This is a genomic window from Streptomyces sp. NPDC002787 (assembly GCF_053592095.1).
On the sequence record NZ_JBSFVC010000013.1, the window covers coordinates 242,229 to 255,978 of the forward strand.

Annotated in this window: 9 protein-coding genes and 4 pseudogenes; 7 read left to right on the forward strand and 6 right to left on the reverse strand. The window is 68.9% G+C overall.

What is annotated here, in order from left to right; all coding sequences use genetic code 11:
• The first annotated feature begins 316 nt into the window (after nt 1–316).
• Nucleotides 317–858, forward strand: a pseudogene (locus ACWD26_RS20215) (transposase).
• A gap of 1,265 nt (nt 859–2,123) precedes the next feature.
• Here the strand turns inward: ACWD26_RS20215 and ACWD26_RS20220 are convergent.
• Nucleotides 2,124–2,787: pseudogene (locus ACWD26_RS20220) on the reverse strand (SGNH/GDSL hydrolase family protein); the annotation flags it as partial.
• 423 nt (nt 2,788–3,210) lie between these two features.
• A complete protein-coding gene (locus ACWD26_RS20225) occupies nt 3,211–4,332 on the reverse strand; it encodes a DUF418 domain-containing protein (protein WP_451271835.1) in 1,122 nt (373 codons plus the stop codon).
• 247 nt (nt 4,333–4,579) lie between these two features.
• Between ACWD26_RS20225 and ACWD26_RS20230 the strand changes: the two genes are divergently transcribed.
• The 3 genes from ACWD26_RS20230 to ACWD26_RS20240 all read left to right on the forward strand — a co-directional run bounded on the left by ACWD26_RS20230 (nt 4,580) and on the right by ACWD26_RS20240 (nt 7,299).
• Nucleotides 4,580–5,275, forward strand: a complete 696-nt coding sequence (locus ACWD26_RS20230; protein ID WP_451271837.1) for a response regulator — start codon at nt 4,580–4,582, stop codon at nt 5,273–5,275.
• On the forward strand, nt 5,272–6,384 hold the full coding sequence (locus ACWD26_RS20235) for a sensor histidine kinase (RefSeq protein ID WP_451271839.1): 1,113 nt from the start codon (nt 5,272–5,274) through the stop codon (nt 6,382–6,384). The genes ACWD26_RS20230 and ACWD26_RS20235 overlap by 4 nt, the downstream gene beginning before the upstream one ends.
• 309 nt (nt 6,385–6,693) lie before the next feature.
• Entirely contained in the window at nt 6,694–7,299 is a 606-nt protein-coding gene (locus ACWD26_RS20240) for a lytic polysaccharide monooxygenase auxiliary activity family 9 protein (RefSeq protein ID WP_451271841.1), read from the forward strand.
• Between the two features lie 467 nt (nt 7,300–7,766).
• Here ACWD26_RS20240 and ACWD26_RS20245 read toward each other — a convergent pair whose 3' ends face one another.
• The 3 genes and pseudogenes from ACWD26_RS20245 to ACWD26_RS20255 all read right to left on the reverse strand — a co-directional run.
• Nucleotides 7,767–8,474 (reverse strand): B3/B4 domain-containing protein, encoded by a 708-nt coding sequence (locus ACWD26_RS20245; RefSeq protein WP_451271842.1) that lies wholly within the window; start codon nt 8,472–8,474, stop codon nt 7,767–7,769.
• Between the two features lie 32 nt (nt 8,475–8,506).
• Nucleotides 8,507–9,154 (reverse strand): FMN-binding negative transcriptional regulator, encoded by a 648-nt coding sequence (locus ACWD26_RS20250; protein ID WP_451271844.1) that lies wholly within the window; start codon nt 9,152–9,154, stop codon nt 8,507–8,509.
• 61 nt (nt 9,155–9,215) lie between these two features.
• Nucleotides 9,216–9,401, reverse strand: a pseudogene (locus ACWD26_RS20255) (EamA family transporter); the annotation flags it as partial.
• Between the two features lie 132 nt (nt 9,402–9,533).
• Here ACWD26_RS20255 and ACWD26_RS20260 point away from each other — a divergent pair.
• The 3 genes and pseudogenes from ACWD26_RS20260 to ACWD26_RS20270 form a co-directional block, all read left to right on the forward strand.
• On the forward strand, nt 9,534–10,145 hold the full coding sequence (locus tag ACWD26_RS20260) for a helix-turn-helix domain-containing protein (RefSeq protein WP_451271846.1): 612 nt from the start codon (nt 9,534–9,536) through the stop codon (nt 10,143–10,145).
• A gap of 609 nt (nt 10,146–10,754) precedes the next feature.
• Nucleotides 10,755–12,278, forward strand: coding sequence for an ABC transporter substrate-binding protein (locus ACWD26_RS20265; RefSeq protein ID WP_451271848.1), 1,524 nt, complete (start codon nt 10,755–10,757; stop codon nt 12,276–12,278).
• A gap of 285 nt (nt 12,279–12,563) precedes the next feature.
• A pseudogene (locus ACWD26_RS20270) lies at nt 12,564–12,719 on the forward strand (hypothetical protein); the annotation flags it as partial.
• Nucleotides 12,720–12,784: 65 nt separating this feature from the next.
• Here the strand turns inward: ACWD26_RS20270 and ACWD26_RS20275 are convergent.
• The gene (locus tag ACWD26_RS20275; protein WP_451271850.1) at nt 12,785–13,735 is read right to left on the reverse strand and encodes an NADP-dependent oxidoreductase; all 951 of its coding nucleotides are present in this window, start codon (nt 13,733–13,735) and stop codon (nt 12,785–12,787) included.
• Nucleotides 13,736–13,750 lie beyond the last annotated feature (15 nt).

The following is a 13,750-nucleotide window of genomic DNA, read 5'->3' on the forward strand; positions in this document are numbered from 1 at the left end:
AGACCGCGCCCTCCCGAACCCCGGCCGCGGCAGCGACGAGCCTGATCCCACCATGCCCCAGCTGCACCGGATGGGCAACGGAGCGAGAGGACCGAGCCTGAGGTTGCGTCGGCGACTTCACTTGTATGCCGAACGCCTCGCGACTTCTTGTGACCAGAACCATGAACCGGCGGTCTCAGTGCGTGAGGTCATCCGTGACGAAGAAGCTGTAGCCGCTGGTGTCATCCAGGAGGGGCCACAGACGAATCTCGATGCGACGTCACGTGTTGCAACACTGAACCGTAGAGTTTGCGAGTTGACGGACCCCGTAGGGCAGATGGCGCCGGACCATCTGTGGGAGCTGATCCAACGCGTGGTCCCGTCGGCATCCGACAAGGCACGCAAGGCGACATCCCGACGCATCGGCAACCGCGAGGCCCTGGCCGCGATTGTGTTCGCTTCGACCTCAGGGTGCGCGTGGCCACTACTCCCATCCGGATTCGGGCTCTCGGGCGGAACCGCTCTCAAGAGGTTCATCGAGTGGTCCGAAGCCCATGTGTGGACGGAACTGCGTCAACTACTCCGTGACGCGACTGGAAGTCAGGGTGACCTGGACTGGTCGCGACACGCCATCGACGCCGTGAGCACGCGAGCAAGCAAGAGAGAGCGCAGACGGCAGTGAATCGTCTCATTTCTGTCAAAATAATCCGGAAATCGGCTCGGCCGGCACCGCTGGGTGGTCGAGAGAACGGTGTCCTGGCTGGCTGCCGGTGCCTCCACCGCCGCTACGAGCGCAAGGTCGAACACTTTCTCGCCTTCGTTGGTATCGCCTCCGCCCTCATCGGCTACCGACGATTGGTCGCCCTGTTCAGGGCGTGAGCCGGTTCTGCTGCACGTCAAACAGACCACCCCATCGAGTTCGCCAGGTATGTCGCGTAGGTCGACGCTTCCTCGGCATGCTCCAGCTCATCCCGAAGTAGATGACCGGGCCACTTGCATTGCCGATCAGAGGACCGCTCGACCAGGGCGAGGTCTCTTCCTCGTCCTCGGTGATGTCGCACCACCGCTCAGGAAGCGCGGCAACGTAGGAGCGATGCGTTCGGACGGAGACTCCTCAACCTCACCGTCGTCCGTGACGCCCAAGGCCCCGGCGCCGCGCTGGAACGCCGGTTGCTCGACCATGTCCGACGGCTGATGTCCACGAAGCTGCGCATACTGGCGCGAGCGGTACGGCTTGCCGTCCAGCACAGCTTCTCGCCTCGCAGGAACACGGCGATGTGGCTGCCGCGTTCACATCAAGGCTGTTGCCGCCGAAGATCTCTGGCCCCGCTATGGCGACACACGCCTCATGACCTGCGCTGTACCAAAGTGCCAACTATTTCGCTGATTGTGCGGCTCCGGCCGCTGAAGATACTTGGCATCAGTGCAGGTCGTGAACGTGGCCTGGTGCCAACTAGCTAGCCCGGTCACAAGCTGTGACCACCGATGCTAGTTGTCACATACCGAGGATGGTTGGCACCGAGAACCAACGGGATCCCCATTGCTGCCAAATTGTGAAATGACAGTGGGCACTTTGCCACGAGGACTGGAAATCGCCGTGGACACGGACCCCGCCGCGAGGGGTACCGCTTCAAGAGCGAGTGGTTGCCGCCTTCCGGGCCGCGAGTTCTCCGCTGGCGTCGCGTCCGAGGTTGCCTGTGGATGTACACCAGCGGCAGCGGGCGTTCTGGCGGGGATCGTGGAGATGCCGTTCGCGGGTTCGCGGGTGGTGGATGACGGATCCGAGATCGTCGTCGCTCTCGTGCAAGCTTGCGGATGCGAGAAGGAAGTGGGTCACGGCCTCGCCGACGGCGAGGAGAGGGCGAACAGCCAGGACAGGGCTGCTGGGAGCCGGTGGCGCGCCGCACCTCGTCCGGCAGGGCGAGGAAGCTGCGGTTGCGCAGCAGTGCGCGCGTGCCGCCCCGCTGTCGGGTGCGCACTACAACCGGCCGCGGGCAGTGCGGCGTTCGCCGGGCAGGACGGCAAGCTGGGCGAGCGCGGCGGTGTGCGCCACGTCGGCCAGTGGCTGTGCGGTGGTGATCTTGGCTCCGTGTACTGTCGGTGTAGAGCGACCAGGCCTGATTGGCACTGCCGCTGCAGCCCTAGACCTGGACGGTGGTCCCCGTCGGCGGTGCCGGCACCGTTGAGATCCATTCATTTGCCGGCGATGCCGGACCACACGAGTGCGGATGCGGGGGCCGGGTTCTTCAGCCAACCGGCGCTGCCTGCGGCTTGGACGCCGCGGTGGAAGGCGTCTGCCATTTTCTGATAGCCCGAGTCGTTGGGATGCAGAGGATCAGCCAGGCCGGCCGTGGTCAAGCCGCTCATGTCAACGTATGCGACGCGCTTGCCTGCGCCCTGGGCGTCGCTGACGATTTGGCGGACGGCCTGGTTGTACATGCCCCGCCACTGCTCCTCCGTGCTGCTGGTGGAAACGACGAGGGAAGCGACGAGGACGGTTGCGTCGGGGACATCGGCGGTGATCTGGTTGACCAGCAACCTCAGCCGGGTGATAGCGGTGTCGACCTCCCAGGCCCCTCGGAGGTCGTTGGTACCGATGTGCAGTGTCACGACGTCGGGCCGGTAGCGCGTCAGCGAGGCGTCGGCGAGTGCGGCAATCTGGTCAATGCGATATCCGGAGTGGCCTTCGTTGCCGGGGTCGGACATCGAACCGTTGCGCACCGAGCCCACGAAGTCCAGCGGATGGCCGTCCGCAGCAAGCTTGTTCCACAACAGCCCCCGGTAGCCGTTGCCTGTACTGCTCCCCACCCCCCACGTTATCGAGTCGCCCAAAGGCATGACCCGCAAAGGCGTGTCGGAGGCGACGAGGACAGGGGCCACACCTGCCGCTGTCAGCCCGAGGGTGGCGGCGACAAGCGTGATCAAGGGGAGAACCCAACACTTTCTCATGGAGTTTCCTCCCTTTCGCGAGTGATTGCTGAATCAGCGGGGCTGCGACGAGGCCTCTCTCGGCTTCCAGTTCTGCGCACACGAGGGCGCCGTGAGGCCGTTGCCCCTCAAGGATCCGCCCTCCCAGCAGGCGGGCGGGATGGCTCCGGCGTGCAGTGGTGTTCACGCCCCAACCGGTTGACCGGCCCGACCGCCTGCTCGGACCACAGACTGTTCGTGAGGCCCGCAACGCGACCGCCCCACCCGGGCGAGGGGCTCCGGGCACGCTTCTCCGGCTGCGCTTCATCGAATGCGTCGGGCGATCCCGGTCGCCTTGCCCATCAGCCATTCGAGTGGCCCGCGCTGGAAGAAGCGGGACCAGAGGGTGGCGAGGAGGGTGATGGACGCGATGAAGCCGAGCAGGACGTACAGCGGCGGGATGGCCGATTGCTCGGTGTCCAGGAGCCAGATGGCCACGATGTGGTAGACGTACGCGGTCAGTGACATCGAGCCGACCGCGATGACGGGCTTTGCCAGGCGGCGCAGCCGGGGGAAGGCGTCCATGGCGGCCAGGCATGCGGTGATCACCAGGATCGCCACACCCGTGGCGGCCATGATGGACAGGGTCGCCTCGCTGTGCGGGGCTGAGGCCAGCATCCCGGCCGGGGTGTCGCCGAAGATGCCGATGCTGTCGGGCGATACGGACGACACGGACGACATACCCGCCCCCTCTTCGGCTTTCCGGACGGCTTCGGCGGCACCGGGTACGAGACGCACCGCCAGCCAGGAGCCGCCGTAGCCGGTGACGGCGAGGGCCACGCCGATGAGGGCGAGGCGTATCCGGACGGCCGTGGCAGTCAGGTCCCAGCGGGCGAGGGCCATACCGGCGATCACAAACGGGACCCAGGTCAGGGCCGGATAACCGCCGGTGAAGAACAGTGAGACGGGGCCGTCGGCCTGGCCGTAGGAGAGGAACACGCGGCCGCCGACCACCGGCTTCAGCGCGTACAGCAGCTGCGGACCCACCAGGGCCCATCCCGCGGCGATCAACGCCAGTGGCTTGGCGCCCAGCCGGTACAGCGGCAGCACGAGCAGGAAGAACAGCCCGTAGAAGGCGAGGATCGGCACGACCGGGGTGCCGGTCATGGTCAAGGCGGTGCCGAGGGCCAGCAGGATCACGGCCCGGATGATCACCTTGGCGACGGCCTGGCGGCCGGCCAGGCCGGTCTTCGGTGTGCGGCGGCCGGTGATGAGGGTGACCGCGAAGCCGGCCAGGACGGCGAACAGGGCGGAGGAGCGGCCTTGCGCCAGCTCCATCAGGAAGCCGATGACCCCGCCCTGATCCGGGGCGGGGCCTACGTGGACCGCGTACATGCCGAACACGGCCAGGCCGCGGGCCAGGTCCAGCCCGATCAGCCGGCCCACGCCGGGCCCGCCGGTCGAGGGCCCGCCACGCTCGCTTTCAGGCGACGCGGTATCGGCCGGGAGAAGCGCGGAGTCTGGGTCATGACCCCCAGGCTGGAGAACGGGCCGATCATGGACTATCCGGCAGAAGGCTGCCGTGGCCCTGCCGACTGGTGGGTGCTACCCCGCCATGTGGCTGGAGCTGCCGTCCGCCGGGCCGCATGAGCTTCACGTGGCTCTAGGGTCGAGTCGGCATGGGCCGGACGGCATGAACGAAGGTGAGGCGGAGCGCGTGATCCGGGTAGTTGTGGTCGACGACGAGGCACTGGTCCGCTCGGGCTTCGAACTCATTCTGGGCGCGTCCGAGGACATCGAGGTCGTCGCGACCGCGAGCGGCGGCCACGCGGTGGAGACCGTCCGGCGGGAGCGGCCGGACGTGGTGCTGCTGGACATCCGGATGCCGGACGTCGACGGGCTCACCGTCCTGCGCGAGCTGCGCACGATGCCGGATCCGCCGGTGGTGGCGATGCTGACCACGTTCGACGCCGACGAGTACATCCTGACCGCGCTGCACTCCGGCGCGGCCGGCTTCCTGCTCAAGGACACCGAGCCGGAGCAGCTTGCCCACCTGGTGCGGACCCTGGTCGCGGGCGGTGTGGTGCTGTCCCCCAAGGCGTCGCGGACGCTGCTGCACAGTCACTCCGGTACCGAGGCGGCTGTCGACGAGGAGGCCGCGCGGGTCCGGCTGCTCACCGCGCGGGAGCGTGACGTCCTCGTCCTGGTGGCGGAAGGGTTGTCGAACGCGGACATCGGGGCGCGCGTCCACCTGGGGGCGGGCACGGTCAAGGACCACGTCAGCGCGATCCTGACGAAGCTGCGGGTGGCGAGCCGGGTGCAGGCCGCGCTGCTGGCGCAGCGGGCCGGACTGCTCGACGAGCACCCACGGCCGGAGGTCGGCCGATGAGTCGTGCACGTGCCGTGTGGCACCGGGTTCCCACACCGGTCATCGACATCGTCCTGGTGGCGGTGGCGGCCGTGGACGTACTGGTGGTGAACATGTGGGAGCACACGCGTCCCGAGGTCGCGCTGGCCGCGGTCGGCTGCGCCGCGTTGGCCTTCCGGCGCAGGTTCCCGCTCGGCGTGTTCCTGCTCACCCTGCCCATCGCCCTGATGCAGGAGGTCGCCGTCGCCGTGCTCGCGGCGCTGTTCACCCTGGCCGAACGCTCCCGCAACCGCCGTCTCCTCGCGGTGTGCGTCGTCCTGGCCGCCGTCGCGAGCAGTACTCCCTGGCCCCTGGCCGAGGCGGACCGGACCATGACGCTGGTCTTCTTCGTGTACGGCCTGGCAACCAGCGCCGCCCCGGTCCTGTTCGGCCAGCTTCTCCAGGCGCAGCGGGACCTGGCGCGGCGGCTGGCCGAGGTCCAGGAGGCCAGGGAGCACGAGCGGGCCCTGCACGCCCAGGCCGTGCTCGCCCGTGAACGCGCCCAGCTGGCCCGCGAGATGCACGACGTGGTCTCCCACCAGGTGAGCCTGATCGCCGTATGGGCCGGGGCGTTGCAGGTCGCCGCCCGGGACGTGGACGCCAAGGAGGCCGCTCGCACGATCCGTTCGCTGAGCGTCACGACCCTCGACGAGCTGCGCACCATGGTCACGTTGCTGCGGGCCTCCGGCGGCAACGCCACCGAGCTGACCCCGCAGCCCACCCTGTCCGATCTGCGCAAACTCGTGGAATCCAGCGGCACTCACGCGGAGTTGTCGGGCGAGCTGCCGCCCGCCGTGGGCTCGCCCGCCCAACGGGCCCTATACCGCACGGTCCAGGAAGCGCTGACCAACGTCCGCAAACACGCACCTGGCGCCACGGCCAGCGTCGCATTGTGGCAGGACGGCGACGCCATCGGAGTGACCGTCACCAACACCCCGTCGACGCGTCCTTCCCTGTCCCTCCCCGGTTCCCAGCAAGGCCTCGTCGGTCTGCGGGAACGCGCCGACATCCTGCACGGCACCCTGGACGCGGGCCCGACCACGGAAGGCGGCTACCGGGTGCGGCTGCGTATCCCGCTCAGCGCGGACTGAGCTGTTACTCAGAGGTCGTTTGATCTCGATATTTTATCCCGGAATGAGTGGTTCATCCCCGGTGTCGGGTCGCGCCAGGAGAGGGTGGCATCGCCGGCCAGGCACACCGGTCCAGCCCGCATCCTCGTTTTCCGGTCCCGCGAACAATCAACTCCGTCTGTTTCATTGACATCTCACTCAGCAGACCTGACTTTGGGAGCGCTCCCATAACAGCCTTGCAACTGGAAGGAGTCCCCCCACATGCGCAAAAACAGTCCCTTAACCGGGCGTTCGCGGGCGTCCCTCCGCCGGCCTCTCCAGGCGCTCGTCATGCTGTTCGCCGTGACCGTCGGCGCCCTCGCCTGGTCGACCCCCGTCCAGGCTCACGGCACCGTCGTCGGCCCCGCCACTCGCGCGTACCAGTGCTGGAAGACGTGGGGCAACAACCACACGAACCCGGCCATGCAGACCCAGGACCCCATGTGTTGGCAGGCCTTCCAGGCCAACGCCGACACCATGTGGAACTGGATGAGCGCGCTCCGCGACGGCCTCGGAGGTCAGTTCCAGGCACGGACCCCCGACGGGACACTCTGCAGCAACAACCTCTCGAGGAACGCCAGCCTGGACAAGCCCGGACCGTGGAAGACCACCACCATCGGCAACAACTTCTCGGTCCAGCTGTACGACCAGGCGTCCCACGGTGCCGACTACTTCAAGGTCTACGTGAGCAAGCAGGGCTTCAACCCCAAGACCCAGACCCTGGGCTGGAGCAACCTCGACTTCATCACGCAGACCGGCCGCTTCGCCCCGGCACAGAACATCACGTTCCCCGTCCAGACCTCCGGCTACACCGGACACCACATCCTGTTCGTGATCTGGCAGGCCTCGCACCTCGACCAGGCCTACATGTGGTGCAGCGACGTGAACTTCGGCTGAGCCGCGAAGCACCGCACACGGCACCGGCCTCTGCCGGGCGCCGGTAACCCGCCGCCCGGCCGACCGAGCCCCGTAGGGGCAGGGGCCCTTTGGTCACCCTGCCCCGACGGGGCTTCCTGCGTTCCTCACTTACTCTGTCGGGGATCTCGTAGGGCTCGCACGGTCACCCGCCGACCGCCACTCGCGCCCAGCCGATGCACGACCACCAGCGCATCTCCCACATCACCCACGATCCCCCGCGCACGGTCGGAACGCAGCCCGCCGACAGCCTCGGCAGAAACAACTACTGTCCGATCCCTCATGCTCTTCCGTCGGCTCACGAGGCCATGAGCCCGTCGCCGCTTACTCCAAGACGGCGTCTGCCCCCGGCGAGCGGCTGAACAAGCGGACTGAAGCCGCCCGTACTACATCGGCCGGCTGAAGCGGGTGCGCGGCAAGGTGCTGTAACGGCCCGGTGTTCCGTGCTCTCAGGTGGTGGCTCGGGGCTGTGCCGGGCTGAGGTAGGACACCGTGGTCTGTCCGGCGTGCGGGGCGAGCAGGCCTTGGAGCTCCTCCGCCGCGACCTTGAGAAGATCGCCGTCCCGCGCGGCCTGGAGGGTTTCGAGGACGAAGACCACGTGGGCGGAGTCCTCGGTGACGCGGGTGCGGTGGGCGTCGCGGTGGTTCCAGTGGCGGGTCAGGACGCCGGTGGTGTCCGCGTAGATGATCTCGCCGGGCTTGGGGTTCTCGGCGGTGTCGGGTTCGCCGAGCGGGGTGAAGGACTCGGTGCCGTCGGCGTGGCGGATGTCGACGTCGCCGGTGACGTGGGCGAGGTCGAAGGCGCCGGCGGGCAGGCCGTGACGGACGGATACGGCGTTGTAGGAGTCGACGGCCGGGTTGATGCGCGGCAGGCTGCCCCTCTTGGCGAGGCGGCGGCCGAGCGCGTCGACGCTGGGGCGGATACGGCGTGGGTTGGTGCCGAAGGAGCGGTAGGCGGTGTGCCAGGCCTCGATGCGCGGGTCGGTCTCGCCGGCGGGGTGCCAGGTGCCGTCGGTGAGTTGTCGCTCCAGTTCCTCCAGGGCGGTGGTGGTGTGGGGCCAGGGTTCGCGGCCGCGCAGGCCGGTGGCGGTGACCAGCGCGATGAGGGTGTCGGGGAAGGCGTCCGCGACGGCGGGTGCGATGCGGAAGGAGGACATGGGAGGGTTCCGTTTCCTGCGGGCGGGGCGGGTCAGGGCTTCCAGGGGCCGATGTGGTCGAGGCGGCGGAGCTGCTGGCATGCGGTGGGCAGGTCAAGACCTTGGCCGCGCGCGATGAGGCGGTCGGCGACGGCGGTGCGGTGCTCGACGGGCTTGTGGTCGTCGTACTTGAACTTGGCCCGTACGTCGGCGACCTGCAGGCGCAGCCCGCGGATGCCGGACAGCATCCGGCCGTACGGCGGCTGGTCGACGGCGACGGGGGCGTGGTCGCCGTCGGGCTGGAAGTGGGCCAGTTGACGGCGCAGCAGCTCGGCCTTGCCTTCGGGGTCGTCGACGATCTCGGCGCGGCAGATGAACTGGACGGCCGCGTAGTAGCTGGTGGGCACGCCGTCGGTCGGCGGGGTACCGGACGTCGCGCGCCAGGACCCGGGGATGAAGGCGTAGTCACCGATCACGGTGAAGACGACGTTCGGGTCGTGCTCGATCGCCTTCCAGACCGGGTTGGGCTTGGCGAGGTGGACCAGGAGGTGGCTGTCGTCGCAGGTGAAGTGGGTGGGGACGGCCATCGGCGGCCGGCCTGGCAGGCCGTTGACGCTGAGCTGCCCGAAGTCGTGGCCGTCGGCGATCCAGCTCTGCCACTCGGCTTCGTCCAGACCGGCGTCCCACGGGTGAACCAGCATGATGTGCTCCTTGGTCGGGTGGTGCGGTGGGTCGTGGGCCCTGCACAGGTCAGGGCGAGAAGGCTGACGGCGACGGCGGCGGTGCCCAGGCCGACGAGCTGGCCCCGGGGACCGGCAACACCGCCACCAGCGCGAGCGGCAGACCCACCAACCCGGTGGCGGCCAGGTGCTCGCCCTGGATCAGGCCCACACCGACGGGCAGCGCGGCGGACACCAGCGCGGTCACGGGTGACAGCACGTTCATCGGACATCTCCTGAGCTGCCCAGGGCCAGCAGCGGAGCGATCACAACGCAATCCCTTACCATTCACTGTAACGACCGGACCATACAACAGAACGACCGGCCGGAGTTAAACCAAATGACCGGACGGTTCATTTGAATGTCCCGCCGTGAGGATGGTGATCAGGTGGCCGAGGCAGCCACAACCCTGCGGACGGTCGCGCACAACGTCCGGGCGGCCCGCATCCGCGCGGGCCTTTCCCTGGAGGAACTCGGGCGGCGTGCGCAGGTCAGTAAGGGCGCACTGGTGGGGCTGGAGAAAGCCCAGGGCAACCCCAACCTGGCCACCCTGGTCCGGCTGGCCGACACTCTCGGTATTTCGGTGTCCGCCCTGATGCAGGGACCGTCCGAGGGGCACGTCCGTGTCGTGGCAGTCGACGCCGTGGCGCCCCTGTGGACAGGCGAGCGGGGCGGCGAGGCCCGGCTGATGCTGACGACCTCAGGTCAGGCCCCGGTCGAGGTCTGGCGCTGGCGACTGGAACCGGGTGAGGAATACCCCAGCCACCCCCATCAGGCCGGAGTCGTGGAAACGGTGAGTGTCACCTCCGGCCGGATGACCCTGGTCGTCGACGGCATCGAGCACACCGTCGAAGCCGGTCAGACCGCCACGTTCGACGGCGATACCTCCCACGCCTACCGCGGGGCGGGCACGGAGACCTGCCACCTGATCATGACGGTCCACCTGCCGCCCGGCCCCGCTGGCACAACCTGACCCGCGCCAACCGCAGGTCGGCTCCTTGCCGGCGTTGCCGAGGCGGGGCACGGAGGGCTCCGTGAGCGTGATGAATGATCAGCGGTTGGGGTGAGGGCACAGGGTGAAGGGGGTTCTGGTGAGGTGGGGCGGGGTTCTCCGCCGCGTCCGGATGCGTGGCGGAACCCCGTGGCAGCGTCCGCCGTGTCAGGGGAGTCGGCGCTGGTCTGGATTGCCTGGTGGGGGCGGGCTCCGGCGAGTCCGCCCGATCGGGCGCGTCTAGCTGGGCCCCACACGACCTGGACGAACGTGTCGCCCTTGCCGCCGTGCAGCAGCGTCAGCCTGACCACGGCGGCCGACGGGGCTGTTCAAGGGTGCGCTGTCAACGCTCGCCGCACGGGGCGGAAGCCGGATCACGGGGCAGCCGGAGCGCGGATGGGCCAGGTCACGCCATGGTGGAGCCACCCGGTCGTGGACGGCGGGACCTCGTACGCAGCGATCTCGTTGGTTGAGAATTCACCTACCGAGGTAGATCAAGTTAGGGTGTCCTAAGTATATTGGCCGAGCTCCTATTGCCCCCTTTGGGGCGCAGGGGCTCAAACCACCCTCACTTGCACGACAGGACCTCCCATGCGTACGACCCCCCGTGGTGTCTTCGTGGCTCTCGCTCTCACTCCGTTGCTCGCAGGCTGTTTCGTCTCCGGCGAGCAAGGCACGGGCACGGGGCCTGAAGGAGGATCGGGAGGGCGGCTCAGGGTCGCGCTCGCCCGGCCGCCGGTGCAGGCACTGTCCCCGTACAGCGACGACGCGACCCTGCTGGGCAAGCTCTCCGTGGTCGAAGGACTCACCGCCCTGGACAAGAACGGCGCCGCAGCCCCCGCGCTGGCGAAGTCCTGGAAACAGAACAACCCCACCACCTGGACCTTCGAGCTGCGCAAGGCGACCTTCCAGGACGGCACCGAGGTCACCGCCGAATCCGTCGTCAACGCCCTCGACCACGCGGACGCCGCAACGCCCAAGCCCCGCGTCCTCAGCGACGTCACCCTCACCGCGAAGGCCGACGACGCCGACACCGTCACCATCAGAACCAAGGCCGCCGACCCGGTGCTCCCGCTGCGCCTGGCCAGCCCGGTGCTGGCCATCCTCGCCCCCAAGGCGTACGCGAAGGACGGCACCGCAAGCCCGACCGGCACCGGAACCGGCCCGTTCGAGGTCATGAAGCTCACCGGCAAGTCCAAGGCCACGCTCGACCGTTACGACGGCTACTGGGGCGGCAAGGCCAAGGCGCCCGGCATCGACGTCACCTGGATAGCCGACGGCACCGCCCGCGCCAACGCCCTGCGCGGCGGCGACGTCGACATCGCCGAATGGATCCCCACCTCCCAGGCTCAGCTGCTGGACGCGAAAACCCGTCACGAAGTGTCCTCAGTACGGACCGACAGCCTCATCCTCAACACCGGCGACGGCATCTTCACCGACCCCGCGCTGCGCGCGGCGGCCCGCGAGGCCGTGGACGGCTCCGCCCTCGTCGACTCGATCTTCGGCGGCTATGCCGACCAGGCCACGGGCCTGTTCGGACCCGCCGTGTCCTGGGCGGCCGACAAGCGCGTCGACGTCACCGGCCGCGCCAAGGCCGCGACACCCGCACAGGTCAGGTCCAGGACGAAGGGCAAGATCCTGCGTCTGGCCGCCTTCACCAACCGCGCGGAGCTGCCCGAGGCCGCCACCGTGCTGCAACAGCAGCTGGAGCAGGCCGGGTTCACCGTGAAGCAGGACGTCCGCGAGTACACACAGATGGAGGCCGACCTCCTCGCCGGCAAGTACGACGCCCTCGTCATGTCCCGTGTGGTGCTCCTCGACACCGGCGACGCGGTCGCCTACCTGGCGAGCGACTACACGAGCAACGGCGTGTACAACATCGCCCGTCTCAAGGACCCCAAGGTGGACCAGGCCATCAAGTCCGCCGCCGAGGAAGGCGACGTGACGAAGCGGCAGCAGAAGATCATGGCCGCCGAGGCGCAGATCCTGCGCACCGACGCCGTCGTCCCGCTCGTCCACGAGCAGGTTATTCAGGGCATCACCACCGACGTCGAGGGCGTGCTCCTCGACCCGCGCGAGCGCTCCCTGATCGACCTCGACACCCACCTGAAGTAGATGAGCTTCACGTCGGCCGGTACCGAGGCCCCGCCCGTCCCGGTGGCGCGCGGGCCTCGGCCGCCTCGCCGCCGGGACCGCGCTGCTGACGGCCGTGGCCCTGCTGCCCTGGCTGTCCGCAACGACCCCGCGCCGATGGTGACGAGCGCCTTCGCCGTCTCCTTCACGCTGATGCTCGGGGCGCTCGTCGTCACCATCGCCGTCGCCGCACTGGCCAGCGCCCGCACCCTGTACCGCGGCCCCCGGCGATGACTGCACCAGGCGACAGGAACCATCGGAGTCGCTCTGCCCGCCGCCTTCAACGAACCGTGGGCCCGCACCTGGCACGCCCACGGCTTCGCACCCCACCACGTCGCCCGGCACGCGCTACGGCGAGCGCTGGCCGGTGTCCTCCCCCAACTCCTGCCGACGGTCATCGCCCTGGTCGGCGGTGCCGTCGCCGTGGAGAAGATCTTCAACGTTCCCGGACTCGACCGCCTCGCCCTGGACGCGCGGTCGGATCTGAGTCAGTCGACCACCAGGACCAGCTTGCCCGTCGTCCGGCCGGTTTCGCCGAGCGTGTGCGCCTTGGCGGCTTCGGCCAGCGGGAAGGTGCCGGCGATCGTGGCGCGCAGCCGGTCCGCCTCGACGAGCGCCGCGATCTCCTTCATCCCGGTGTGGTCGGCGTCGACGAGCATCTCGGTCGCACGCACCCCGAGCTTCTCGGCCTCCCGGGGCAGTTCCTTCGAACCTGCGGGTACGAGTGTGACCAGGCAGCCGCCGGTGCGCAGGATCCGCAGCGAGCGGTGGACGTAGTCGCCACCGATCGTGTCCAGCACGACGTCGACGTCCCGCACGGCCGTGGCGAAGTCGGTCTCCCGGTAGTCGATCAGCTCGTCCGCGCCCAGCCCTCGCAGGAACGCGTGCTTGCCCGCGCTGGCCGTGCCGATCACGTAAGCTCCCCGCGCCTTCGCGATCTGCACGGCCACATGTCCGACGCCGCCGGCCGCCGCGTGGATCAGGACCCGCTGCCCGGGCTGGACGTTCGCCGTCTCGACGAGGGCCTGCCAGGCGGTCAGTGAGACCAGCGGGAGGGCGCCCGCCTGCGTGTGGTCGACGTTTGAGGGCTTGAGGGCGAAGGTGCGGGCCGGGGCGGTGACGTACTGGGCGTGCGAGCCGTGACCGAACGGATAGGACAGCATGCCGAAGACCTCGTCGCCCGGCTTGAAGAGGGCGACGCCGGTCCCCGCCGCCTCGACCACGCCGGAGACGTCCCAGCCGAGGACGAAGGGCGGCTCGCCGAGGAACCGGCCGGTGGCGCGGTGCTTCCAGTCGGTCGGGTTGACCCCGGCGGCGCGCACCCGGACCAGTACTTCGTTCGGCCGTGGCGTGGGGCGCTCGACCTCCACGTCCTTGAGGACCCCGGGACCGCCGAGGACGTCCTGGCTGATGGCGCGCATCGTGTGCTGAGTGCTCATGGTGTCCCAGCCTGC